A 26,087-nucleotide genomic window follows, 5' to 3' on the forward strand; every position below is an offset into this window, starting at 1 on the left:
ACCGCCCCCGCAACTCCCACCCCGCCCCCGCCGATGACTGCCGCGCCGCCGGCCGGTTGGGCCGTCGCCTCGCCCCTCGCGCCGCCCGTCGTCGCGCCCGGGACCCCGTCGGATGCCGCCCCGCCGGCTGTCCCGCCAGCTGCCCCACCGGCTGTCGGCCCGTCTGTCGCGCCGTCGGCTGCCCCGTCGTCGTCTGCCGCGCCGTCGGCTGCCATGCCCGCTGAGCCGCCGGTCGCGCCACTCACCGCCGCACCCGCCGTCGCCCCTGCCGCCTCGGCGGGTGCGCCGCCGACCGGTTGGTCCGTCGCCCCGTCGGCGGTGCCGTCCGCCGACCCGTCCGTCGGCGCGGTCGGGCAGCGGGAGGCGGGGTTGGAGCGGGTGATGGGGTTGTTGGCCGTGCAGGCCGCCTCCTATCGGGCCGGAATTCGGGTGTTGCGGGACGGGGGGCGGGTGATGGCGCTGGTGCCGGTACGGCGGGGGGCTGAGCGGGATGTGCTCGCCCTGGCTCGTGAGCTGGACACCCTGGCGGCGTCGCTGGGAGGTGCGGGGCCGGTGTTCGTGGGGGCGGGCCCGGTCGTGCCGTCTCCACTGCGGGCCGCCGACTCCCGCGCGGACGCCGAGCTGGTCATCCGGGTGCTGCGCGAGCGGGCGGCGAGCGCCGCGCAGGACCCGGCGGCCGGTGGCGGGCCGACTGGTGGCAGGTCGGCCGGTGGTGGGTCGGCAGGCGGCAGGTCGGCCGGTGGTGCACGGGCCGGTGGTGCACGGGCCGGTGGTGGACGGGCCGGTGGTGCACGGGCCGGTGGCGAGTCGGCCGGTAGCGGGTGGGGCGCCGGTGAGCAACGGGCGGCTGGGGAGGGGCCGAGGGTGCGGCGGCATGCGTCGGCGGCTGAGTTGGGGGCGGCTCTGGACGTGCAGCGGGTGTTGGACGCGGTGGGGCCGGTCTGGGAGCGGGGGAGCGGGCCGGTGTACGACCTCGTGCGGGGCGATCTCGCGGCGGGTGGCGAGCTGGTCCGTTCGCTCGCCGCGTACCTGGACGCCTCCTGTGACGTCGGCCGCGCGGCCAAGCGGCTGGTCCTGCACCCCAACACCCTGCGCTACCGCCTGCGCCGCGTCCGCGACCGGTACGGCGTGGACCTGGACGACCCCGACACCCGGCTCATGCTCACCCTCGCGGTCCGCCTGGCCACCCGCCCGCGCTGACCTGATCCTTTGGCCTAACGGACAGAACGGTCCGTGACCTTTGGCCTGCCGGACGAAGACGATCGACGGTCGCATGCCCGAATCTGTTTTCGTACCCATCCGAAAGCCACGCACCCCCCGTGTCCGTCCAGGAGCCCCGTACCGTGATCCACGGCAGTTCCACGCTCTCCCCCGCCCGCACCACCGCCGACCGGGTGGCCGATGTCGTCCGGCACGCGGTCAGGACCGGCGCGGTCGGCCCGGCCCACCCGGTGGCCGGGTTCGTCGACGTCGAGGGGGTGCGCGACTCGGTCGCCGCCCTGCGCGAGGCGTTCGCCCCCGCGCCCCGGGTGCTGCACACGTTCGCCGCCAAGGCCGCGTCCCTGATTCCGGTCCTGCGGCTGCTCGCCGAGCAGGGCATGGGCTGCGAGGTCGCCAGCCCGGGCGAGCTGCGTATCGCGCTCGACGCCGGGTTCGCGCCCGGCGACATCGTCCTCGACTCGCCGGCCAAGACGCGTGCGGAGCTCGCCGAGGCGCTGGCGCTCGGGGTCGCGGTCAACGCCGACAACCTCGACGAGCTGCGCCGCATCGACGAGCTGCGCGCGCCCGGGTCCGCGTCGGTCGTCGGGCTGCGGGTGAACCCGCAGGTGGGCGGCGGCTCCATCGGCGCGATGAGCACGGCGACGGCCACGTCCAAGTTCGGGGTGACGCTGCGCGACCCCGGCAACCGCGAGCGCGTGGTGCGCGCCTTCGCCGAGCGTCCCTGGCTGACCCGGTTGCACGCGCACGTCGGCTCCCAGGGCTGCCCGCTGGAGCTGATCGCGGCGGGCATCGCGGAGACGTACGCGCTGGCCGAGGAGATCAACGCCGTCCTGGGCGAGCGCCGGATCACCAGCCTTGACATCGGCGGCGGCCTGCCGGTGAACTTCGCCGACGACGAGACCACCCCCACCTTCGCCGAGTACGTGGCCGCGCTCCAGGCCGCCGTCCCCGGGATCCTCGACGGCCGGTACGCGCTGGTCACCGAGTTCGGCCGCTCCCTGCTGGCCAAGAACGGCTTCATCGCCGCCCTGGTCGAGTACACCAAGGACGCGGGCGGGCGGCGGATCGCGATCACGCACGCGGGCGCGCAGGTCGCGACCCGGACGGTGTTCATGCCGGAGGCGTGGCCGCTGCGGGTGGCCGCGTTCGACGCCGACGGGCTGCCGAAGGACGGCCCGCTCCTGGCGCAGGACGTGGCCGGGCCGTGCTGCTTCGCCGGGGACGTGGTCGCGCACGCCAGGGAGCTGCCGGAGCTGGCGGAGGGCGACGTCGTCGTGCTGCGCGACACCGGGGCCTACTACTTCTCGACGCCGTGGGCGTACAACAGCCTGCCGTACCCGGGGGTGCACGGCTTCACGGTCGCGGACGGCGGTGAGGTGCGCCTGGCCACCGTACGGCCCGCGCAGACCCTCGACGAGATCGCGGCGACCAGCGGCCTGGCGTACGCGGGCGCACTGGGCGGCCTCCTGGAGCCGGCCGTCTGACCTAGGCTGGCAGCCGTGGCCGAGTTGATCTCCGTCGATGTTCCTGAGGCGTTCGCCGCTTCCTACGGCACGCAGGGCGCCGAGGCGCGGGCGTGGCTCGCCGAGCTGCCCCGGGTGGGCGGCGAGTTCCTGGACCGCTGGGAGCTGCGGCCGGACGGCCCGCCCGCTCACGGCATGGCGTCGCTGGTCCTGCCCGTGCTCCGGGCCGACGGGACGCCCGCCGTGCTGAAGCTGCAGCAGCCGCGGGAGGAGACCGCCGGCACCGCAGCCGGGCTGCGGGCGTGGGACGGCGACGGGATCGTACGCCTGCTCGACCATGACGAGAGCAGCGCCACGCAGCTGCTGGAGCGGCTGGACGCGGCCAGGCCGCTGTCCTCGGTCGCCGACGACGCCAGGGCGCTGCGGATCCTGGCCGAGCTGATGGCACGGCTGACCGCGGTGCCCGCCCCACTAGGGCTGCGGCGGCTGTCGGACATCGCCGCCGCCATGCTCGACCAGGTCCCGGAGGCGGTGCGGGCCCTGCGTGACCCCGCCGAACAGCGGCTGGTGCGCACCTGCGCGTCCGCCGTGGCCGAGCTGACGGGTGAGCCCGGCGACCGCCTGCTGCACTGGGATCTGCACTACGACAACGTGCTCGCCGGGGAGCGGGAGCCCTGGCTGGCGATCGACCCCGAGCCGCTGGCCGGCGACCCGGGGTTCGAGCTGCTGCCGGCGCTCGACAACCGGTGGGACGAGGTGGAGGCCACCGGTGACGTGGCTCGCGCGGTGCTGCGGCGCTTCGACCTGCTGACCGAGGTCCTCGGCCTGGACCGGGACCGGGCGATCGGCTGGACGCTCGGCCGGGTGCTGCAGAACGCCCTGTGGGACGTCGAGGACGGCAAGGCGACGCTGGAACCCGCCCAGGTCGCCATCGCCGACGTCCTACTGAGCCGGCGGTAGGAGCTCACGACGTGGCGGCCTCCCACGTCCGCAGGTACGACTCCGCGCCCGCCGCGAGGTCGCGGACCAGGTCTGGGCCGGCGAGGCGCCGCATGTCCTCGATCCAGTCGGGGACCAGGCCGTAGTGGGCCACCCCGTCCACGTTGACGTCCCAGACGCGTTCGCCGGTGCGCGGCCGGTCCAGCACCACGCTCCCGTCGTAGGAGGTGAACGGGTACGTCACCGGGTTCGCGGCGTTGCCGGCGCGCGGTCCGGGCAGCCGGCCCATGCCGTTGACGTCGAGCCCGTAGCCGTAGCCCGGCACCTGGTAGCGCTGCCGCAGTGGTGCCGTGCGCCGCCACTCGGCGACGAACTCCGTGGCGTCGTGGCCGTACTGGGTGACCATGCCGCCGAGGGCGTAGATGCGGGGGAGGAAGTTCGGGTCGGCCCAGCTGTGCGAGGAGACGACGCCGGGGTAGCGGGCCGCCTCCAGCAGGTCGAGCGTGCGGCCGGCGGCCTTGACGCTCATGTGGTCGAGCTCGATCAGCATGCCGCGCCTGATCATGCCCTGGACCATGTACTCGCCGAGCGCGGTCAGGCCGCGGGTGTTGCAGTGCGGCGCCGGCGGATAGAGCGGCAGCGACACGCCGGGCGGGAGCAGCCGGACGATCTGGTCGGGGAGCACGCCGGCCGGGTCGATCGTGTTGTCGTGCTCGGGGCCGGTGCAGGTGCGGGCCTGCCAGAACGAGCCGGTGCCGAGCAGGTTGCCGACGTTGACGATCGCGCCCTGGGTGCCGGAGTCGAAGCGCACGCCGCACAGCGCGTTGTCGTACTTGTGGCAGACGAACATGGTGCGCACGCCGAGCGCCCGCATCTCGTCCAGACCTTGGTCGATCTGGGCCTTGGTGCACTGCGCGATGCCGAGGATCTGGCGGCAGCCGAACGGCTCGGAGGTCTCGACGCCGAGCACGACGGCCAGCTTGCCGGCCCCGATCACCTGCCTGGCCTCGGCCGGATCGGCGACGATGCGGAACCAGCCCCGTCCGGGGCCGCCCGACTCGGCGTCGATGTGGGCCTGCAGCTCGCGGGCGCGCTGCGCCTGGAGCCTGATGGAGGTCATCTCGTCGCAGGAGTACTTCTTCAGCGGATAGATGGCGCAGAGCTGCCGGTTGGCCACCAGGTGGTTGACCAGCACCCGCAGCCCGCCCCGCCAGGCGCGCTCGACCCAGGTGTAGTACGCCTGCTGGTGGGTCAGCGAGTCGTGTGCCGGCCAGTCGCGGAAGGTGGGCCAGCCGACGGGGTCGTGGGTGCCGGTGGGGGAGCCGGTGCGGGTGAAGTTCTCGTACCAGGCGAGTCGGCCGTCCGGGTAGTGGTCGGGGCAGTCGGCCAGGGCGCGCGCGATGCCGCCGGGATCGAACGGCTTGCCGCACATCAGCATGCCGCCGAACGTCTCGTACGAGAACAGGTGGCTGTGGCCGTCCACGAAGCCGCTCACCGGAGCGGGGGCGGCGGCGGCGGGAGCGGGGGAGGCCGGCGCGACCAGCGCGCCGGCCAGGAGGAGGACGGCCGCGGCCGTCCTGAGCGGGTGGAACACGGGGACCACCTCCCAGGCGGGGTGACCGGGGTCGCCGTCAGCATCCATCGCGCTCGCGGGCTCGGCAAGACGAACATGAGCCTCACTCGTCTAACGGTTCGGCAACTCAGCCGTCCTCACGGGGGCGGTGGTCGGTCCAGGCCGACCAGTGGGCGGCGTACCGGCCGCCCGCGGCGCGCAGGTCGTCATGCGAGCCGCGTTCCACGACCCGGCCGTCCTCCATCACCACCACGCTGTCCGCCGTGGCGGCCTGGGTGAGCCGGTGGGCGACGATGAGCGCGGTACGCCCGTCCACGGCCCGCTCGACCGCCCGCTCCAGCACGCGGGCGCCGACGCTGCCCGCCTCGGCCGTGGCCTCGTCGAGCACCGCCACCGCCGGGTCGGCCAGCACCAGCCGGGCCAGCGCGAGCTGCTGCCGCTGGGCGCCGGTCAGCCGGTGCCCGCCCGCGCCGACGACCGTCGCGAGGCCGTCGGGCAGCGCCTCCGCCCAGGCGAGGGCGTCCACGGTGGCGAGGGCCGCGCGCAGGTCGTCGTCGGTGGCGTCCGGGCGGGCGAGGCGCAGGTCGTCGGCCAGCGTGCCGGCGAAGACGTGCACCTCCTGGGTCACCATGGCGACGCCGGGCGGCGTCTCGACGGTGCCGGCGGTGGGCTCGTGGACTCCGGCGACCAGCTTGGCCAGCGTGGTCTTGCCCGCGCCGCTCGCCCCGACCAGCGCGACCCGCTCGCCGGGGCGGATGTCGAGGTCAACGTCGTGCAGCACCGGGTCGCCGGGCTCGTACGCGTGGGCGAGGCCGCGCACGCTCACCCCGCCTCCGTTCTGGTCCCGGACGGGTACGGGGCCGGCGGGTGCGGCGGCGGCCACGCCGACGACGCGGGCCAGGCTGGCGGTGGCCGCCTGGGCATCGTCCAGCAGGGCCAGGGCGGTGTTGATCGGGCCGAAGAGGTTGTGGAAGTACAGCGCGGCGGCCGTCGCGGTGCCGATCGTGGCCGAGCCGTCGCGGACCAGCAGCACCCCGGCCGCGAGCACCGCGGCCAGGCCGACGTACTCGGCGACGTGCAGGCGGCTGTAGAAGCGCAGCATCAGCCGCACCCCGCGCATCGTCAGCTCCACCGCGGCCCGCGAACGGCCGGCGACCCGCTCCAGGTGCTCCGGCTCGGTGCGGAAGGCCCGTACGGTGGACGCCCCCGCGATCGTGTCGAGCAGTTGCTGCTGCTGCTCGCCGGTCGCCACCCGCTGGGCCGCGTAGAGCGGCACCGCGTTGCGCACGTACCAGCGGGCGGTGTGCGCCTGCACCGGCACGGCGAGCAGCGCCGCGACCAGGAACCGCCAGTCGAGCAGCGCGAGGGCGGCCAGCGTCAGGACGATCGACAGCAGCGACTGGGCCAGCGCGGGCAGCGCCGAGCGCACGGCCTCGGCGACCCGCGCCACGTCGCCCGTGACGCGGGCGGTGAGGTCGCCGGAGCCGGCCCGTTCCACGCGGTCGAGCGGCAGGGCGAGGGCCCGCTCGACGAAACGTTCGCGCAGGTCGGCGAGGGCGGTCTCGCCCAGCCTGGCCACCAGCGTCAGGCCCCAGGCGGTCAGCGCCCCCTGGACCAGGCCGACCAGCACCAGCAGCGCGGCGGGCACGGCCAGCGCCGCCGCCCGCTCGCGGCCGGCCACCAGGTCGACGATGTGGCCGAGCAGCGGCTGGATGAGCAGGCCCACGGAGGTGGCCACGATCAGCAGGCCGAACCCGGCCACGGCGGTCCGCCGGTGCGGGCGCACGATCCGCAGGACGGCCGCCCGGGTACGGGCCGGCGTCGCGGTCGGCAGCAGCTCCCTGGTCATGCGAGCGGTCATGCGAGCACCGCCGCCCGGTAGCCGGGGTTGCGGCGCAGCAGGTCGGCGTGGGGCGCCTCGTCGGCGACGCGGCCCTCGTGCAGCAGCAGCACCCGGTCGGCCACCGCGAGCAGGGCGGGGCTGGTGGTCACCAGCACGGTGGTGCGGTCGCGGCGCAGGCGGCTGATGCCGTCGGCGATCCTGGTCTCGGTGACGGCGTCCACGGCGGTGGTGGGGTCGTGCAGGACGAGCACCGGGCGGGCCGCGGCGAGCGCCCGCGCCAGCGCCACCCGCTGGCGCTGGCCGCCGGAGAGCGAGCCGCCGCGTTCGCTGACCGGGGTGCCGGGCGGGATGTCCCCCGCGCCCGCGGCCTCCAGGGCCTCGGCGACGGCGGCTTCCGGGGCCTGGCCGACGTTGGTGGCGACGGTGCCCTCGAAGAGGACCGCGTCGTGCTCGGCCACCAGCACCGACTCCCGTAGCCGTCCGGGGTCGAGGTCGCGCAGCGGCACGCCGTCGAGCTCCACCGTCCCCGCCTCGGGGTCGGCCTGCCGCGCCAGGCAGCGCACCAGGGACGTGGCCGCCGCGGGATCGGTGGCGGCCACCCCCACCAGCTCGCCGGCCGCGATGTCCAGGTCGAGGTCCCGCAGCGGCCCGTAGCTGACCGAGCGCAGCCGGAGCGCGCCCGCCACGTCCCCGGGCGGCTCGCGGTCGCCGGCGGGCACGGCGGGCGGCGCGGACAGCAGCGCGGCGACCCGCGCGGCCGACGCCCTGGCCTGCGCGAAGTCGGCGTTCACCCAGGCGAAGAGCTGCAGCGGACCCTGGAGGAAGAGCGCCAGCCCGACCGCGGAGACGAGCTGCCCGAGCGTGATGTCGCCGGCGGTGGCGAAGTAGCCGCCGGCCAGCGCGATCAGCGCGATGAAGGCCCCGGTGAGCGCGAGCACCACGCCGTTCTGCAGGGCCTCGGCGCGGGAGGCGCGCAGCGTGGCGGCGAGGGATTCGCGGCTGGTCCGCCGGTAGCGTTCGATCCCGGCCCGTTCGGCGCCGATCCCCTTGAGCACCCGCAGCCCGGTCACCAGGTCGGCGGCCATGCCCGAGGCGCGCGCGGCGTGCTCCTGCTCGACGGCGCTGCGGCGTTCCAGGGGCTTGCCGAGCAGGTGCCCGAGCCACAGCAGCGCGGGCGTGCCGGCCAGCACGATCAGTCCGAGCTGGACCGAGGTGTTGAGCAGCAGCACCCCGGCCACGACCAGGCCGGTGAGCCCGGCGAAGCCGGCCAGCACCGCCATCAGGACCGCGCCGACCCGCCGTACGTCCTCGGTGGCGATGCCGGTCAGCGCGCCGGGCAGGCGGTCCTCGGCGCCGCCGCCGGGGTGCAGCACCCGGGCGACGACGGCGATGCGCAGCTCGTGCGCGGCCTCCTCGGCGGCGCGCTCGCCCACGAGGGCGCCGAAGCGGTAGCTGAACGACAGGCCGACGTAGACGGCGGCGAGCACCGCCAGCCACAGGAGCAGTCGCCCCCAGTCGCCGCCCGCGACGGCCTGGTCGATGGCGACCCCGATGAGGACGGGCACCAGGGCCTCGCCCGCCTGGTGCCCGGCGCCGAGCAGCGAGCCCCCGGCCAGCCTGCGCCATTGGCTCGCGACCGTGCGCAGCAGTACGTCCCGCCCGGTGTGCAAGCGGCGCTCCCCGAAGATCGACAGTAAGGCGAGCCTAACCTAACATGTCCGACTCGTGGCCTGAAGAGGGGAGATGTCGGCTCTGGCCGGGAAGCGACACGGAATCCACCTTCGCCGCGTCTTGACGGTCGCACTTCATCCGTGATGTGTTGTGCGTGGCCGTGAGCTTAGGTAAGGCAAACCTAACTTGGAGGGTGTGTGGACGTGCATGTGGAGGAGGAGGTCGGCGCCCCGCCGATCCCCTCGCTGACCGGCGGATGGCGGGTGGCCCCGATCGAGCCCGGCGCCGACGGCGTCGCCGTGGTCCACGACTGGATGAACCGGCCGCACGTGGCCGGCCCCTGGGACCAGGCCTGGCCGTACGAGCGATGGGCCGACGAGATCGCCCGCCAGGCGGCGGGGCGGCACTCCCGGCCGTGCCTGGCCTACCGGGACGGCGAACCGGTCGCCTACCTGGAGCTGTACCGGGTGCTGCGGGACCGGCTGGCGCCGCTGTACCCGTACCGGCCGCACGACCTCGGCGTGCACGTCGCGATCGGCGACGAGCGCGACCTCGGCCACGGCGTCGGCCGCCGGCTGCTGCGCGCGGTCGCCGAGGGCCTGCTGGCGGCCGACGAGCGCTGCACCCGCGTCGTCGCCGAGCCGAACGTCCGCAACGAGCCCTCCGTCCGGGCCTTCACCGCGGCCGGGTTCGTCCGCGTGGGAGAGGTGACGATGCCGCACAAGACGGCGGCGCTGATGGTGTACCCGCGTGCTCAGGAGGACCTTCCTCAGTGGTGACCCCGGCCTACGACCTCGTCGGAATCGGCTTCGGCCCCTCCAACCTCGCCCTGGCCGTCGCGCTCGCCGAGTCGCGCACGCCCGCGCCGTCCGCCGTCTTCCTGGAGCGGCAGCCGTCGTTCGGCTGGCACCGCGGCATGCTGATCGACGGCGCGACCATGCAGGTGTCCTTCCTCAAGGACCTGGTCACGATGCGGAACCCGGCGAGCCCCCACAGCTTCGTCAGCTACCTGCACGCCAAGGGCCGGCTGGCCGACTTCATCAACCAGAAGACGATGTACCCGACCCGCCTGGAGTTCCACGACTACCTCGAATGGGTCGCGGCCCGCTTCGAGCACCAGGTCGTCTACGGAGCCGAGGCCGTCACCATCCGGCCCGTCACGGACGACGGCACGGTCACCCACCTCGACATCGTGGCCCAGCATGGCGAGCTGACCACCTACCGGGCGCGCAACGTCGTGCTCGCCGCCGGCCTCCAGCCCGTGCTGCCGCCCGGCGTCGTCGCCGGCGAGCGGGTGTGGCACAGCCAGGAGCTGATGCACCGGCTGGCGGAGCTGCCGGACGACCGGCCGCGCAGGTTCGTGGTCGTCGGGGCCGGCCAGAGCGCCGCCGAGGTGACCGAGCACCTGCACAGCCGCTTCCCCTCCGCCCAGATCTGCGCGGTCTTCTCCCGGTACGGCTACAGCCCCGCCGACGACAGCCCCTTCGCCAACAGCGTCTTCGACCCCGCCGCCGTGGACCACTTCTACGACGCGCCGCACGAGGTCAAGCGCATGATCCTGGACTACCACGCCAACACCAACTACTCCGTCGTGGACCTCGACCTGCTGAAGGAGCTGTTCGGGCGGACGTACCGGGAGAAGGTCGCCGGCGTCGAGCGGCTGCGGATCATGAACCTGTCGCGCGCCGTCGGCCTGGAGACCCGCCCCGGCGAGGTGAGCGTGCACGTCAGGTCGCTGGTCAGCGGCGAGGTCGAGGCGCTGCGCGCCGACGTGGTCGTCTACGCCACCGGCTACCGGCCCGTGGACCCGCTCGACCTGCTCGGCGCCGCCGGGCCCTACTGCCTGCGCGACGACGACGGCGCGCTGCTGGTCGGCCGCGACCACCGGGTACGCACCACGCCCGAGCTGACCTGCGGCATCTACCTCCAGGGCGCGACCGAGCACACCCACGGGCTGACCGCCACGCTGCTGTCCACGACGGCCGTACGGGCCGGCGAGATCGCCGACTCGCTCGCCTCGCCGGTCCTGGAGCCCGCTCGATGACCCGCCCGCTCACTCTGGCCGGGCTCATCGACGAGCAGGCCGCCGCCACCCCCGGGCGGCCCGCGCTGCGCTTCCGCGACCGCACGCTCACCTACGCCGAGCTGGACGCGGCCGCCTCCGCGCTGGCCGCCCGGCTCCGGGAGCGGGGGGCGGGACCCGAGCGCGTGGTCGCGGTCGCGCTGCCGCGCTCGGCCGAGCTGGTGGTGGCGCTGGTCGCGGTGCTGAAGACCGGGGCCGCGTACTTGCCGGTGGACCCCGAGCAGCCGGCCGGGCGGACCGCGTCCATGCTGGCAGACGCCGCGCCCGTGGTCACACTGCGCGAGGTGGAGCTCGAACCGGGCGGGCGGCGCGAGCCGGCCACGCCCGTCGATCCGCGCAACCCCGCGTACGTGATCTACACCTCCGGCTCCACCGGCCGGCCCAAGGGGGTCGTGATCGCCCACGAGGCCATCGTCAACCGGCTGCGCTGGATGCAGGCCGAGTACGGACTCACCCCCGAGGACCGGGTGCTCCAGAAGACCCCGGCCGGGTTCGACGTGTCGGTGTGGGAGTTCTTCTGGCCGCTGATCGCCGGGGCCACGCTCGTGGTGGCCGAGCCGGGCGGGCACCGCGACGCGGCGTACCTGGCCGGGCTGATCCGGCGGGAACGGGTCACGACCGTGCACTTCGTGCCGTCGATGCTGCGCGCGTTCCTGGCCGATCCTGACGCGGCGCGCTGCACCGGGCTGCGGCGGGTGATCTGCAGCGGCGAGGAGCTGCCCGCCGGGCTGGCCGCCGAGTTCCACGCGGCGCTGCCGGGGTGCGGGCTGCACAACCTGTACGGACCGACCGAGGCGGCCGTGGACGTCACGTACTGGGCGTGCCGGCCGGGGGAGGACGGACCGGTGCCGATCGGCCGCCCGGTCTGGAACACCGCCGTCCACGTGCTGGACCGCGACCTGCGGCCGGCGGCCGCAGGTGAGCTCTATCTCGCCGGCGTGCAACTGGCCCGCGGCTACCTGGGGCGGCCGGGGCTGACCGCCGGGAGGTTCGTGCCCGATCCGTACGGGCCGCCCGGCAGCCGGATGTACCGGACCGGCGACCTCGCCCGCCGCCGCCCTGACGGGGTCGTCGAGTACGCGGGCCGCGCCGACGACCAGATCAAGATCCGCGGCTTCCGGGTCGAGCCCGGCGAGGTCGAGGCCGTCCTGAACGCCCATCCCGACGTGCGGCAGGCCGTGGTGACCGCCCATGAGGTGCGTCCGGGCGTCACCCTGCTGACCGGGCACGTGGTGCCGGTTGAGGGGGCGGCCGTGGACCCGGACGCGCTGCGCGCCCACGCCGCCGCCCGTCTGCCCGGCCCCATGGTGCCCGCCCTCTTCGTCCCCCTGACGTCGGTCCCCTTGACGGCCAACGGCAAGCTCGACCGCCGCGCTCTCCCGTCTCCGGCGGGGGACGTGGTGGCGGGAGCGGGCGCAGAGAGGGAAAGCTCCGCAGGAGAGGGCGCCGGGGAAGAGGGGGCCGCGAGGGAAGGCGCCGCTGGGGAGAGCGCCGAGGGGTTGCTGGCCGCGCTTGTCGCGGAGGTGCTGCGGTTGCCCGATGTGCGGCCCACGGATGACTTCTTCGCGCTCGGCGGCGACAGCATTCTCGCGCTGCACCTCGTCGGCCGGGCCCGTCGCGCCGGGCTGGCCATCACCGCCCGCCAGGTGCTCGAACTCGGCACCGCCCGCGCCCTGGCCGCCGCCGCAGCGCCGGAGGGCGCGGCCGAGCCTCCGGAGGCGGCGCTCGGCGACGTGCCCGCCACCCCGATCATGGGCTGGCTGCGCGAGCGCGGCGACGGCGCGACCGCCGAGCACTTCGCCCAGTCGATCACCCTGCGCCTGCCCCGCGACGTGGACCGTGACCGCCTGATCCGGGCCCTGCGCGACCTGCTGGACCACCACGACCTGCTCCGCGCCCGCCTCACCGGCACCGGCCTGCACGTGCCGCCGCCCGGCGCCGCGCCCGCCGAGGGCCTGCTGCGCGAGGTGACGGACGACGCCCTCCTGCCGCAGGCGCTCGCGGCGGCCCGCGCCGCCCTCGCCCCGCGCGACGGCGTGATGCTGCGCGCCGTACGGCACCGCGCCCCCGAAGAAGACCTGCTGCACCTGGTCGCGCACCACCTCGTCGTGGACGGCGTCTCCTGGCGGATCCTCGCCGAGGACCTGGCGCAGGCGTACGCCGCCACGACGCCCCTCACCCGCTCCACCTCCTTCCGGACGTGGGCCCGCGCCCTGCCCGCCCTCGACCGCCGCGCCGAGCTGCCGTACTGGACGGACACCCTCACCGCCGAGGAGCCCTGGCGGCTCGACCCGGCGCGGGACACCGCCGCGACCGCCGCCCGGCTCACCGTGAGCGCCCCGCTGGACGTCACGCTCGACCGGGTGCTCGCCGCGCTCGCGCTGGCCGTCGCCGGGCACCGGGCCCGCCACGGCCTGCCGGGCGGCCGCGAGGTCCTGTTCGACGTCGAGGCGCACGGCCGCGAGGACCTGGTGCCCGGCGCGGACCTGTCGCGCACCGTGGGCTGGTTCACCGCCATCTGGCCGGTCCGCCTGGACCCCGGACCGGCAGGCGGGGCCGACGCGCTCGCCCGGGTCTCCGCCCGGCTGCGCGAGGTGCCCGGCAAGGGCGTCGGTTACGGCCTGCTCCGCCACCTCGACCAGGACGCCGGCCCGCGCCTGGCCCGCCTGACCAGACCGGCGGTCTGCGTCAACTTCCTGGGCCGCTTCCCCGAGGAGCCGGGCGACTGGGGGATGGTCCTGGAGCCGGAGAGCTTCCTGGACCTGGCAGACCCCGGCCTGCCGCTCGCGCACGTCCTGACCGTGGACGCGTTCGTGGCCGAGGGCCCGGACGGCGCGCGACTGGAGTCCACCTGGACGTGGGCGTCCCGCGTGCTGGCCGAGCCCGCCGTCCGCGAGCTGTCCGGGCGGTGGCTCGACGCGCTGCGCGCCACCGCGCCGGCCGGCGCCTTCCTGGTCGCGCTCGACCAGGCCGAGCTTGACGAGTTCGAGGAGACCCTGGCGTGACCGGCCCCGAGGCCAAGAAGATCAAGGACGTCTGGCCGCTCACCCCTCTCCAGGAGGGCCTGTTCTTCCACGCCCTGCACGGCGAGGACGACCCGTACACCGTCCACACCACCGTAGAACTGCGCGGCCCGCTCGACGCGGCGGCCCTGCGGGGCGCGGCCGAGCGCCTGCTGGCCCGCCACGACCCGCTGCGCGCGGCCTTCCGCAGCCGGCGGAACGGCCGGCCGGTGCAGGTCATCGCGGCCCGCGCCGCGCTCCGCTGGCAGGAGGCGGACCTGACCGGCGGCGGCTCGGCGGCCGAGGTCGTGGAGCGGGACCGGCGGACGCCGTTCGACCTGCAGTCGCCGCCGCTGCTGCGGTTCACGCTGGTCAAGCAGGCCCCGGACCGGCACCTGCTGCTCGTCGCCAACCACCACCTGGTGCTGGACGGCTGGTCGCTGAACCTGGCGCTGCGCGAGCTGTTCGAGCTGTACGCGGGGGCCGAGCCGCCGCCCGCGCCGCCGTACCAGGACTACCTGGCCTGGCTGGGCGGACGGGACGTCGCGGCGGCGCGTGACGCCTGGCGGGAGCACCTGGCGGGGCTCGGGGAGCGCACTCTGGTGGCCCCGCGAGCGGGCGCGCCCGGCGCGGCCCGCGAGGTCGTGACCGAGCTGAGCGCCGAGCTGACCGGGCGGCTCGCCGCGCTGGCCCGCGGATCGGGCGTCACCATGAGCATGGTCGTGCAGACCGCGTGGGCGCTCGTGCTGGGCGTGCTCACCGGCCGGGACGACGTGGTGTTCGGCACCACGGTCTCCGGCCGGCCGCCCGAGCTGCCCGCCGCCGACCGCATGATCGGCCTGTTCATCAACACCCTGCCGGTACGGGTCCGGCTGCGCCCGCAGGAGCCGGTCACCGCCTGCCTCGCCCGGCTCCGCGACGCCCACGCCCGGCTCGCCGACCACCAGCACCTCGGGCTGGCCGAGATCCAGAGGCTCGCGGGGAGAGGCGAGCTGTTCGACACGCTGGTGCTGTTCGAGAACCATCCGGCAGGCCCCGTCGGCCCGCTGGTCGAGAGCGTCGAGGAGCGCGACGCCACCCACTACCCGATCACGCTCTGCGCCCGCCCGGGCGAGCGGCTGCGGCTGGAGCTGGCGTACCGGGAAGGCCGGGTGAGCACCGCCGAGGCCCGGCAGACGCTGGACCGGACGGTCCGCGCGCTGGAACGGCTGGCCGCCGCACCCGAACGCCCGATCGGCCTGATCGACCTGCTGGACGAGACCGAACGCGCCCAGGTGCTCGGCGCACAGGCGGGCATGGCCGGCCCGTACCCCGCCCGGACCCCGGCCGACGCCTTCGCCGAGCGCTGCGCGGCCACGCCGGACGTGACCGCCGTGGTGGACGCCGCAGGGAACGCCCTCACCTACGCCGAGCTGGCCGCGCGGGCCGACCGGCTGGCCGGGGCGATCGGAGCGGGCCCCGAGGACGTCGTCGCCCTGGCGTTGCCGCGCGGCCTCGACCTGGTCGCGGCCATCCTGGCGGTCTGGCGGTCCGGCGCGGCGTACCTGCCGGTCGACCCCGGCTATCCGGCGGACCGGATCGCGCTCATGCTCGGCGACGCGCGGGCCGCCGTCGTGGTCACCGACTCCGCGACCGCGCCCGGCCTGCCCCTCGCCGGGGACGCCAGGATCGTCCTGGCCGACGACCCGGCACCGGGAACCGCTCGCCGCGAAGCCGCCCGGCCGGAAAATCCCGCGTACGTGATCTACACCTCCGGCTCCACCGGCCGCCCCAAAGGCGTCGTGGTGCCGCACGGAGCCGTCGCCAACCTGCTGGCCGCGCACGAGGCCGACACCGTCGCGGCGGCGGTCGCCGCCGTCGGCGGGCGGCGGCTGCGGGTCGCGCACAGCGCGTCGTTCTCGTTCGACGCCTCGGTGGACCCGCTGCTGTGGATGCTCGCCGGGCACGAGCTGCACGTGCTGGACGACGCCACGTACCAGGATCCCGAGCTGCTCGCCGGCTACCTGGCCGAGCACCGGATCGACTACGTGGACGTGACGCCGTCGTACCTGGCCTCGCTCGTCACCGCCCTGGAGGACGGCCCGCACCGGCCCGTCGTGGTCGCGGTCGGCGGCGAGGCGGTGCCCGGCCCGCTCTGGCGGCGGCTCGGCGCGCTGCCGGGGGTGATCGCCAGGGACCTGTACGGCCCGACCGAATGCACGGTGGACGCCTACGTGCGCAGGCAGGACGGCACCGCGGGCCCCGTGCCCGGCGTCCGCGCGCTGGTGCTCGACCCGATGCTGCGCCCGGCGCCGCCCGGCGTGACCGGCGAGCTGTACCTGGCGGGGGCCGGGCTGGCCCGCGGCTACCTGGGGCGGCCCGGGCTGACCGCCGAACGCTTCGTGCCCTGCCCGTACGGGCCTCCAGGCGCGCGCATGTACCGCACCGGCGACCTCGCGCGGTGGCGGGAGGGCCGGCTGGAGCTCGCCGGGCGGGCCGACGACCAGGTGAAGATCCGCGGGTTCCGGATCGAGCCCGGCGAGGTGGAGGCCGCGCTGACCGGCTGCCCCGGCGTCGAGGAGGCCGCCGTCGCGGTGCGCGCGGACGGCGCGGGCGGGCCTCGGCTCGTCGCCTACGTACGCGGCCGGGCGAGCGAGGATGAGGTGCGCGCGTACCTGCGGGGCGTGCTGCCCCGGCCGCTGGTGCCCTCGGCGGTCGTCCGGCTCGCCGAGCTGCCGCTGCTGCCCAACGGCAAGGTGGACCGGCGCGCCCTCCCCGAACCCGCCGGGACGCGGGCGGCGGGACGTGCGCCGCGCGGCCCGCTGGAGGAGCGGCTGTGCGCGCTGTTCGCCGAGGTGCTGGGCGTGGACCGGGTCGGCGCCGACGACGACTTCTTCGAGCTGGGCGGCCACTCGCTGCTCGCCGCCCGGCTGGTGAGCCGGCTCCGGAGCGAGCTCGGCGCGGCGGCCGGCGTCCGCACGCTGTTCGACGCGCCGACCGTCGCCGAGCTGAGCGGCCGGCTCGGCGTGGCCGCCGCGCGCCCGCCGCTGGTAGCGCGCCCGCGCCCGGAACGGGTGCCGGCCTCGCACGCCCAGCGCGGCCTGTGGCTCCAGCACCGGCTGGAGGGCGGCTCGGCCACCTACAACATGCCCTTCGCGCTGCGGCTGGACGGCCCGCCCGACGTGCCAATCGACGTCGCTGCGCTGGAGCTCGCGCTGGCGGACGTGGTGGAGCGGCACGAGGTGCTGCGGACGGTGTTCGGGGAGGAGGACGGCGAGCCGTACCAGATCGTGCTGGAGCGGGCGGACGTCCGCGTCGAGACCGGGCCCGCCGACCTCGGGCACGTCTTCGACCTGGCCGCCGAGCCGCCGCTGCGGGCGTGGCTGGACGGCGACCGGCTGACCGTGCTGCTGCACCACATCGCGGGGGACGAGCTGTCGCTGCGCCCGCTGGTCGCCGACCTGACCGCCGCCTACCGGGCCCGCGTCGAGGGCCGCGCGCCGGACTGGGCGCCGCTGCCCGTCCAGTACGCCGACTACGCCCTGTGGCAGCGCGAGCTGCTGGGCGACCGGGACGATCCGGCGGGGCGGCCCGCGAAGGAGCTGGCGTACTGGCGGGGCGCGCTCGACGGCCTGCCGCCCGAGCTGCCGCTGCCCGTGGACCGGCCCTTTCCCGACGAGCCCGGCAGACGCGGCGCGACGATCGCCTTCGACCTGCCGCTCGACGCGATCGACGAGCTGGCGGGGCGGCACGGGTGCACGCCGTTCATGGTGCTGCACGCGGCGGTGGCGGCGCTGCTGACCCGGCTCGGCGCCGGCACCGACATCGTGCTCGGCACGCCGGTCGCGGGGCGGGCGGACGAGGCGCTGAACGACCTGGTGGGGCTCTTCGTCAACACCGTCGTGCTGCGGGTGGACACCGGCGGCGAGGTCACGTTCGCCGGGCTGCTCGATCGGGTGCGGGCCGTCGACCTGGCCGCGTTCGACCACGCGGAGACGCCCTTCGACCTGCTGGTGGAGGAGCTGCGGCCGGTGCGCGTGCCCGGCAGGCATCCGCTGTTCCAGGTGATGATCGCGTACGAGCGCGACTCGGGGCTGCCGGTCGAGGAGGTCGGCGGGCCTGGCGTGTCCAAGTTCGACCTGACGTTCGTGCTCGGGCCGGGCGGGGGGCAGGTGGAGTACCGCACGGACCTGTTCGACGCCGCCACCGCCGAAGGGCTCGGGGCGCGGCTGGCGGAGATCGTCCGGCAGGCGGCGCTCCGGCCCGAGCGGCCGGTCGCCGAGCTTTCCGTCGCCCCCATGCGGGCGCCCGCCATTCGCGGCCTGCCCATGGGGACGGGCGGGGCGGAGCCGCGTACGGAGGCCGAGCGTGTGCTGTGCCGGCTGTTCGGCGAGGTGCTCGGGGTCCGCGAGGTGGGCGCGGGCGACGACTTCTTCCTGCTGGGCGGGCACTCGCTGCTCGCCGGGCGGCTGGCCGCGCGGATCAGGGCCGTCACGGGTGCGGAGGTGGCTCTCGCCGACGTCTTCGCCGCCCAGACCCCGGCCGGCCTGGCTGCTCGCCTCGCCCTCCCGACCGCCCGCTCCGCCGCCTCGGACGGGCGCGCCCGGCCCTCGCCGGCAGGCGGGACGCCGCCGTTGGTGGTGCGGGAGCGGCCCGAGCGGGTGCCGTTGGCGGCGGCGCAGCGGCGGTTGTGGTTCCTGGACCGGCTGCACGGACCGTCCGACGCCTACACCGTGCCGCTCGTCCTGCGCCTGCGCGAGCCGCTGGACCCGGCGGTGCTCCGCCGGGCGGTCGGCGACCTGATGGAGCGGCACGAGGCGCTGCGGACCGTGTTCGGGGAGGAGGACGGCGAGCCGTACCAGATCGTGCTGGACCGGGTGGACCCGCCCGTCACCGACGGGCCCGCCGACCTCGGGCACGTCTTCGACCTGACGGCCGAGCCGCCGCTGCGGGTGTGGCTGGACGGCGACCGGCTCACGGTGCTGCTCCACCACCTCGCCGCCGACGAGTGGTCGGTCGGCCCGCTCTGGGACGACCTCGCCACCGCCTACGGGGCCCGCGCCGAGGGTCGCGCGCCGGACTGGACGCCGCTGCCCGTCCAGTACGCCGACTACGCCCTGTGGCAGCGCGACCTGCTCGCCGGCGGTCTCGCCGACCGGCAGCTCGCCCACTGGACCGGCGCGCTCGCCGACCTTCCCGGACGCCTGGAGCTGCCCGCGTGGACCGGCGGGGACGCCACCGCCACCGCCTCGCGCCCCGCCGCGCCCCTGCGGGAGCTGGCCCGCCGTACCGGGACGACCATGTTCATGGCGGCCCACGCGGTCGTGGCGGCCCTGCTGACCAGGCTCGGCGCGGGCACCGACGTCCCGGTGGGCGCGGCCGTCGCGGGCCGTACGGACGAGGCGCTGACCGGCCTGATCGGTTTCTTCGTCAACACCGTCGTGCTGCGCGTGGACACCGGCGGCGATCCGACGTTCGCCGAGCTGCTGGCGCGGGTGCGGGCCGCCGACCTGGCCGCGTTCGAGCACGCTGACGTCCCCTTCGACCAGGTCGTGGAGGCGGTCAACCCCGAACGCGGCGACGGCGACCCGCTGTTCCAGGTGACCGTGGCCTACCACCCGGCCACCGGGTCGCTCCCCGGATTCGCCGCCGAGGAGGAGCCCGCGCCGCCCGGACCGGCCAAGTTCGACCTCTCCGTCACCTTCACCGAACGACCGGGCGCGACCGACCTGGACGTGCTGGTCGAACACCGGGGCGGGGCGGCCGGACGGTACGCCGCGCACCTGCTCCGCCTGCTCGACGCGGTGACCGCGGATCCGGGGAGACGGCTGAGCGAATACCCGCTCCTCGCCCCCGCCGAGCTGGAGACCGTGCTCACCACCTGGAACGACACCGGCTCCGCCGAGCCGTTCCTGACCCTGCCCGAGCTGTTCGAGGCCCAGGTCAGGGCGACGCCGGACGCGGTCGCGGTCCGGTGCGAGTCGGAGTCGCTGACGTACGCGGAGCTCGACGCGCGGGCGGACCGCCTGGCCGCCTCGCTCGCCGCCGCCGGCGCGGGCCCCGAACGCCTCGTGGCCGTGGCGCTGCCGCGCGACCCGCGGATGGTGGTCGGCGTGCTGGCGGTGGCCAAGGCCGGGGCCGCGTACCTGCCGATCGACCCGGCGCAGCCCGCCGGGCGGATCGCCGCCATGCTGGACGACGCGCGGCCCGTCCTGCTGCTCGCCACCCGCGAGACCGCCGGGCGGGTGCCCATGACGCCCCTGCTCATGGACGACCCGCCCGCCCCCGCCGGGCCGCCGGTCCGGCCGCTGCCCCGCCACCCCGTCTACGTGATCTACACCTCCGGCTCGACCGGCCGCCCCAAGGGGGTGGTGCTGGAGCACGCCGGGGTGCGGGCGCTGGTGGACACCGCCGTGCGCCGGTTCGGCGTCGGCCCGGGCAGCCGGGTCCTGCAGTTCGCCTCGATCTCCTTCGACGTGGCGTTCTGGGAGCTGACCATGGCGCTGTGCACCGGCGCGACGCTCGTCGTCGTGCCCGCCGAGCGGCGGGTCGCCGGCCCCGAGCTGACCGAGTACGCCACCCGCCACGCCGTCACCCACCTGGCGCTGCCGCCCGCGCTGCTGTCGGCCCTGCCCGCCGAGTGCACGCTGCCGGAGGGATCGACGCTGCTGGTCGGCACCGAGACGGTGACGCCCGAGCTGGTACGCCGCTGGGCCGGCCGGCACCGCGTCGTCGACGCCTACGGGCCGACCGAGGCCATGGTGAACTCCACCCTCTGGCCCGCCGACGGCGACCTCGACGCCCTCACGACCGTGCCCATCGGCCGCCCTGACGTGGGCAAACGCGTCTACGTCCTGGACCGCGCGCTGCGTCCCGCGCCGCCCGGCGTCATCGGCGAGCTGTACGTGGCGGGCGCGGGCCTCGCCCGCGGCTACCTCGACCGGCCCGCCCTGACGAGTGAGCGCTTCGTGCCCGACCCGTACGGGCCGCCCGGCACCCCCATGTACCGCACCGGCGACCTGGCCCGGTGGCGCGACGACGGCGCGGTGGAGTTCGCCGGCCGCGCCGACGGCCAGGTCAAGATCCGGGGCTTCCGCATCGAGCCGGGCGAGGTGGAGTCGGTGCTGGCCGGCTGCCCCGGCGTCCGCGAGGTCGCGGTGGTCGCCCGCGAGGACCGGCCGGGTGAGCGCCGGCTCGTGGCGTACGTGACCGGGGCCGAGACCGACCCCGCCACCCTGCGGGCGCACGTCGCCGCGCGGCTGCCCGACTACATGGTGCCCGCCGCGTTCGTGGCGCTCGACGCGCTGCCGCTCATGGTGAACGGCAAGGTGGACAGGAAGGCGCTGCCCGCTCCCGGCGCCCCCGCCGCCGGGCGGTCGCGGGGGCCGCGCACCCCGGCGGAACAGGCGCTGTGCGCGATCTTCGCCGACGTGCTGGGCGCCGAGGGTGTCGGCGTGGACGACAACTTCTTCCACCTGGGCGGGCACTCGCTGCTCGCGGTCAAGGTGCTGGCGCGGGTGCGGAGCGGGCTGGGCGCGGACCTGCCGCTGCGCGCCCTGTTCGACACGCCCACGGTCGCGGGCCTCGCGGGCGCGCTCGCCGCCTCGCCGCCGGCCCGCGCCGACGGCCTCGTGGCGGCCGTGCGGCCGGAGCGGGTCCCGTTGTCGTCGGCGCAGCTCAGGCTCTGGTTCCTGGGGGCGCTTGAAGGCCCGTCGGCGACCTACAACGTGCCCCTGGCCGTGCGGCTGCCCGGCCCGGTGGAGCCGTCCGTGTTCCGGGCGGCGCTCGGCGACGTGGTACGCCGGCACGAGGTCCTGCGCACGGTCTACCGCGAGCAGGACGGCGTCCCGTACCAGGTGGTCCTCGATCCCGCGGACCCCGAGGTCGCGGACGGGCCGCCGGACCTCGGGCACGTCTTCGACCTGGCCGCCGAGCCGCCGCTGCGGGTGTGGCTGGACGGTGACCGGCTCACGCTGCTGCTGCACCACATCGCCTGCGACGAGTGGTCCGTGACGCCGCTGCTCGCGGACCTGGACACCGCGCTGCGGGCGCGGGCCGCCGGACGCGCGCCGGACCTCGCGCCGCTGCCCGTACAGGTGGCCGACCACGCCCTGTGGGAGCGCGACCGGCTCGACGCGACCCTGCCCGAGCACCTGGCGTACTGGACGAAGGTCCTCGCCGCGCTGCCGGAACGGCTCGCGCTGCCGCCGGCCGGGCCCGGCGGGGCGGTCGTCCGCCAGGCGTCCGCCGGGGTGCGGGACGCGCTCGCCGCGCTCGCCGCCCGCGCGGGCACGAGCCTGTTCATGGTGCTGCACGCCGCCGTGGCGGCGCTGCTGACCAGGCTCGGCGCGGGCACCGACATTCCTCTGGGCACGCCGGTCGCCGGGCGGCCGGACGACGCGCCGGCCGATCTGGTGGGCTGCTTCGTCAACACCCTCGTGCTGCGGTTGGACACCGGCGGCGACCCCGCCTTCGCCGAGCTGCTGGAGCGGGTGCGCGAGGTGGACCTGGCCGCGTTCGAGCACGCCGGGGCGCCGTTCGAGCGGGTGGTGGAGGCGGTCAACCCCGGCCGTTCGGGCGCGGGGAACCCGCTGTTCCAGGTCATGGTGACGTACCAGCGGAGCGGGCCGGCCGCGCTGGAGGTGCTGCCGGAGCCCGGGCCGCCGGCTCCCAAGTTCGACCTCGCCTTCGCGTTCACCGAGACGAGCGGGGCGGCCGGGCTGGAGGTCGCCGTCGAGCACCGGCTCGCGCCTGACGTGGCCGAGCGCGTCACCGACGCTCTCCTGCGCCTGCTGGACCAGGTCGCCGCGACCCCCGCCGCGCCGATCGGCGCCCTCGATCTGCCGGCGGTGGGTCTCGGCGGCCGGGACCCCCGTCCCGCCGCCGTCCGTCGCGAGGTCGCGCGGCGGGAGCTCGAAGGGCCCGTCGAGCACTGGCTGGCGGCGATCTTCGAGGAGGTGCTGGGCGTGGCCGGGGTCGGGGCCGGCGACGACTTCTTCCACCTCGGCGGCCACTCGCTGCTCGCGGTCCGGCTGATCAGCAGGATCAGGGCCGAGCTGGGCGCGGCGGTCACGGTCAGGGACGTGTTCGACGCCCCCACCGTCGCCGGGCTGGCCGCCAGGCTCGCCCGCGTCCCCGGCCCCGCCCCCGCGATCCGGCCGCGAGCGCGCGGCGAACGGGTGCCGCTGTCGTCGGCGCAGCGCCGGCTGTGGTTCCTGCACACGCTCGACGGACCGTCGGCCGCCTACAACGTGCCGCTCGCCGTACGGCTGCGCGGCCCGCTGTCCGCCGACGCCCTCCGCGAGGCCGTCGGGGACGTCGTGGCCAGGCACGAAGCGCTCCGCACGGTCATCGCCGAGGACGAGCTGGGGCCGTACCAGGTCGTCCTCGACCCGGCGCCGGTGCAGGTCATGGACGGGCCGGGGGATCCCGGCCACCGGTTCCGCCTCGACGGCGAGCCGCCGGTCAAGGTCTGGCTGCACGCCACGGCCCCCGGCGAGCACCTGCTGCTCGTCCTGCTGCACCACATCGCGGCGGACGAGTGGTCGGTCGGCCCGCTGTGGGACGACCTGGCCGCCGCCTACCGGGCGCGGGCGGCCGGGCGGGCGCCGGACTGGGCGCCGCTGCCCGTCCAGTACGCCGACCACACCCTCTGGGAACGCGAGAACCACGACCCGGGCCGGCTCGCGTACTGGCGTCGGGCCCTCGCCGGGCTCCCCGAACACCCGACGCTCCCGCACGACCTGCCCCGTCCGGCCGCCGCGACCGGCGACGGCGACGTGGTGGAGTTCCGCCTGCCGCCCGGCACGAGGGAGGGCCTGGCCCGGCTCGCGGCGGACGGCGGCGCGACCATGTTCATGGTGGTGCACGCCGCCGTGGCGGCGCTGCTGACCAGGCTCGGCGCGGGCACCGACGTCGCGGTGGGCACGCCCGTCGCGAACCGGCCGGACGACGCGCTGGCCGCCCTGGTGGGCTTCTTCGTCAACACGGTCGCGCTGCGGGTGGACACCGGCGGCGACCCCGACTTCGCCGAGCTGCTGGCCCGGGTCCGCGACGCCGACCTGGCCGCGTTCGAGCACGCCGACGTGCCGTTCGACCAGGTGGTCCAGGCGGTCGCGCCGGCCCGGTCGCCGGCCTGGCACCCGCTGTTCCAGGTGGCGGTGGCCTACCATCCCGCCAGCCGGTCGCTCGGGCCGCTGGGGGAGGCGGCGGCCGAGATCGAGGAGATGGCCACGGGCACGGCCAAGTTCGACCTCGCGGTGTCGCTGGCGGAGGAGGGCGACGGGGCGGTCGAGTACCGTACCGACCTGTTCACCAGGGGCACGGCGGAGCGGATCGCGGCCGGGCTGGCGGAGTTGCTGGCCACGGTGGCCCGCGCCCCCGGCACCCGCCTGAGCGAGCTGGACGTGCCGCCCGTGACGCGCGCGGACTGGACGCCGGTGCCCGCCACGGCGGTGACGACAGGGCCGGCGGTGGACGTGCGGCGGATGGCGGAGCTGTTCGCTGACGTGCTCGGCGTTCCCGTCCCGGGCCCGGACGAGGGCTTCTTCGAGCTGGGCGGCCACTCGCTGCTGGCGGGCCGGCTGATGACCGCCGTCGCCGCCGAGTTCGGGGTGCGGCTGCCGGTCAGGACGCTGTTCGAGGCGCCCACGCCCGCCGCGCTCGCCGCGCGGGTACGCGCCCCGCACCGCCCCGGACACGCCCTCGACGTGCTGCTGCCCATCAGGACGGGCGGGGAGGGGCCGCCGTTGTTCTGCGTGCACCCGCTGTTCGGGCTCGCCTGGTGCTTCACGGGCCTGGCGGGGGCGCTGGACGTGCCGGTGTACGGGCTGCAGGCGCGCGGCCTGGCCGGTCCTGAGCCGCTGCCACGCACCCTGGACGAGATGGCCGCCGACTACCTGGCCGCCGTCAGGGCGGTGGCGCCGGCGGGGCCGTACCGGCTGCTCGGCTGGTCCTTCGGCGGCGTCGTCGCGCACGCGATGGCCGCCCGCCTGCGCCGCGAGGGCGAGGAGGTGGCCCTGCTGGCGCTGCTCGACTCCTACCCGCTGCTGCCCGGCGAACGGCCCGAGACCGGCGACGACGAGCAGGACGCCCTGCGCTTCCTGCTCCGCCTGGCCGGGCACGACGCCCGCGGGCCGCTCGACCGGCGGCGCGTGGTGCGGTACCTGCGGGCGGGGGGAGGGGCGCTGGCCGAGATCGAGGAGACCACGATCGGCGCGATGATCGACGTCGCGGTCAACGCCGAGCGGCTCATCACCGGCGACCCGCACCCGTTCTACGACGGGGACCTGCTGTTCGTCACCGCGGGCGCGGACAAGGCCGGCTCGGGGCTCGAACCCGGCCGCTGGCGTCCGTACGTGGGCGGCGCCGTCGAGGAGCACGTCATCGACTGCGAGCACTACCAACTGGCCGATCCTGGGCCGCTCGCCCAGGTGGCCCGCATGCTGAAGGAGCGACTGCGATGACCAACCCGTTCGAGGACCCCGAGACCGACTACCTCGTGGTGGTCAACGACGAGGCCCAGCACGCGCTGTGGCCCGCGTGGATCCCGCTGCCCGAGGGCTGGCGGGACGTGTACGGTCCCGGCGCCCGCGACCTGTGCCTCCAGTACGTCGAGACCCACTGGACGGACATGCGCCCGGCCGGGCTCGCCCGCGCCATGGACGCCTGATCAGGCCATCGCCCCGGCGCGGGCCGCGGCCAGGGCCGCCGTCGCGGCCCGGTCGGCGGCGGCCTCGTCGAGGGGTTCGCCGGTGTTGAGCAGCGCGTAGTACAGGGGCGCGGAGACGGCGGCGATCACCCGGCGCGCGTCGGTGCCGGGCGGCAGTTCACCCCGCTCGACGGCGTCGGTGACGCAGCCGGCCCACTCCTCGACGCGTACGGCGTAGAAGCGGTGCAGCGCCCGCGCGGCCTGCTCGTCGCAGAGCGCGGCGGCGATCAGCGCCTTGAACAGTCTCCCCTGGCGGGTGTCGGTGAGGGTCCTGACGACCAGGCGGGCGTTGTCGCGCAGGTCCCGCCCGACGTCGCCGTGGCGGGAGCGGGGGAGCGAGTGCTCGGCCATGTCCTGGAGCAGGTCGGCGGCGAGCGCGCCGGGCGATCCCCAGCGGCGGTAGACGGTGGTCTTCCCGACGCCCGCGACGCGGGCGACCTCGCCGAGGTCGAGCCCGTGGAAGCCGCGCTCGGCCAGGACGTCGCCGGCGGCCCGGAGCACGGCCTCGCGCACGCGAGCAGTACGCCCACCAGGCCGGACGGCACCCGGCTGGACATCGTCCGACATGCCGGACTCTCCCTTCCCCTCAGCCCTTATCGGGAC

12 protein-coding genes are annotated in these 26,087 nt (G+C 76.0%); 8 read left to right on the plus strand and 4 right to left on the minus strand.

Going from position 1 to position 26,087, the window contains the following annotated elements:
- Nucleotides 1-213: 213 nt before the first annotated feature.
- The 3 genes from ACBR40_RS21680 (at nt 214) to ACBR40_RS21690 (ending at nt 3,644) form a co-directional block, all read left to right on the plus strand.
- Nucleotides 214-1,200, plus strand: a complete 987-nt coding sequence (locus ACBR40_RS21680; protein ID WP_371249908.1) for a helix-turn-helix domain-containing protein — start codon at nt 214-216, stop codon at nt 1,198-1,200.
- A 143-nt stretch (nt 1,201-1,343) separates the two neighbouring features.
- Nucleotides 1,344-2,705 (plus strand): diaminopimelate decarboxylase, encoded by a 1,362-nt coding sequence (locus ACBR40_RS21685; protein WP_371249909.1) that lies wholly within the window; start codon nt 1,344-1,346, stop codon nt 2,703-2,705.
- Between the two features lie 15 nt (nt 2,706-2,720).
- Nucleotides 2,721-3,644 (plus strand): aminoglycoside phosphotransferase family protein, encoded by a 924-nt coding sequence (locus tag ACBR40_RS21690; RefSeq protein ID WP_371249910.1) that lies wholly within the window; start codon nt 2,721-2,723, stop codon nt 3,642-3,644.
- Nucleotides 3,645-3,648: 4 nt separating this feature from the next.
- Here the strand turns inward: ACBR40_RS21690 and ACBR40_RS21695 are convergent, their stop codons facing one another.
- The 3 genes from ACBR40_RS21695 to ACBR40_RS21705 form a co-directional block, all read right to left on the minus strand.
- Complete coding sequence (locus ACBR40_RS21695; protein WP_371249911.1) at nt 3,649-5,217, minus strand: Coagulation factor 5/8 type domain-containing protein; 1,569 nt, start codon at nt 5,215-5,217, stop codon at nt 3,649-3,651.
- Between the two features lie 106 nt (nt 5,218-5,323).
- The gene (locus ACBR40_RS21700; protein WP_371249912.1) at nt 5,324-7,057 is read right to left on the minus strand and encodes an ABC transporter ATP-binding protein; all 1,734 of its coding nucleotides are present in this window, start codon (nt 7,055-7,057) and stop codon (nt 5,324-5,326) included.
- Nucleotides 7,054-8,709 (minus strand): ABC transporter ATP-binding protein, encoded by a 1,656-nt coding sequence (locus tag ACBR40_RS21705; protein WP_371249913.1) that lies wholly within the window; start codon nt 8,707-8,709, stop codon nt 7,054-7,056. The genes ACBR40_RS21700 and ACBR40_RS21705 overlap by 4 nt, the downstream gene beginning before the upstream one ends.
- 198 nt (nt 8,710-8,907) lie before the next feature.
- Here ACBR40_RS21705 and ACBR40_RS21710 point away from each other — a divergent pair, with 198 nt between their 5' ends.
- The 5 genes from ACBR40_RS21710 to ACBR40_RS21730 are packed head-to-tail and all read left to right on the plus strand — an operon-like array spanning nt 8,908 to nt 25,445.
- A complete protein-coding gene (locus ACBR40_RS21710; protein ID WP_371249914.1) occupies nt 8,908-9,489 on the plus strand; it encodes a GNAT family N-acetyltransferase in 582 nt (193 codons plus the stop codon).
- Entirely contained in the window at nt 9,483-10,754 is a 1,272-nt protein-coding gene (locus ACBR40_RS21715) for a lysine N(6)-hydroxylase/L-ornithine N(5)-oxygenase family protein (RefSeq protein ID WP_371249915.1), read from the plus strand. Before ACBR40_RS21710 ends, ACBR40_RS21715 begins: the two co-directional genes overlap by 7 nt.
- A complete protein-coding gene (locus ACBR40_RS21720) occupies nt 10,751-13,798 on the plus strand; it encodes an amino acid adenylation domain-containing protein (protein WP_371249916.1) in 3,048 nt (1,015 codons plus the stop codon). Before ACBR40_RS21715 ends, ACBR40_RS21720 begins: the two co-directional genes overlap by 4 nt.
- Nucleotides 13,795-25,239 carry an amino acid adenylation domain-containing protein gene (locus ACBR40_RS21725; RefSeq protein ID WP_371249917.1) on the plus strand — a complete coding sequence of 3,815 codons (11,445 nt, stop codon included), beginning with the start codon at nt 13,795-13,797 and terminating at the stop codon, nt 25,237-25,239. The genes ACBR40_RS21720 and ACBR40_RS21725 overlap by 4 nt, the downstream gene beginning before the upstream one ends.
- A complete protein-coding gene (locus ACBR40_RS21730; RefSeq protein WP_329584408.1) occupies nt 25,236-25,445 on the plus strand; it encodes an MbtH family NRPS accessory protein in 210 nt (69 codons plus the stop codon). Before ACBR40_RS21725 ends, ACBR40_RS21730 begins: the two co-directional genes overlap by 4 nt.
- Here the strand turns inward: ACBR40_RS21730 and ACBR40_RS21735 are convergent, their stop codons facing one another.
- The gene (locus tag ACBR40_RS21735; protein ID WP_371249918.1) at nt 25,446-26,051 is read right to left on the minus strand and encodes a TetR/AcrR family transcriptional regulator; all 606 of its coding nucleotides are present in this window, start codon (nt 26,049-26,051) and stop codon (nt 25,446-25,448) included. It abuts the gene before it with no gap.
- Nucleotides 26,052-26,087 lie beyond the last annotated feature (36 nt).

Source organism: Nonomuraea sp. AD125B, from assembly GCF_041402765.1.
GTDB classification, from domain to species: Bacteria; Actinomycetota; Actinomycetes; order Streptosporangiales; family Streptosporangiaceae; genus Nonomuraea; species Nonomuraea bangladeshensis.

Coding starts and splice junctions, on each gene's coding strand:
- ACBR40_RS21680 (WP_371249908.1), top strand. CDS start 214: ATGCCCGCTGAGCCGCCGGTCGCGCCACTCACCGCCGCACCCGCCGTC.
- ACBR40_RS21730 (WP_329584408.1), top strand. CDS start 25,236: ATGACCAACCCGTTCGAGGACCCCGAGACCGACTACCTCGTGGTGGTC.
- ACBR40_RS21700 (WP_371249912.1), bottom strand. CDS start 7,057: ATGACCGCTCGCATGACCAGGGAGCTGCTGCCGACCGCGACGCCGGCC.
- ACBR40_RS21720 (WP_371249916.1), top strand. CDS start 10,751: ATGACCCGCCCGCTCACTCTGGCCGGGCTCATCGACGAGCAGGCCGCC.
- ACBR40_RS21735 (WP_371249918.1), bottom strand. CDS start 26,051: ATGTCGGACGATGTCCAGCCGGGTGCCGTCCGGCCTGGTGGGCGTACT.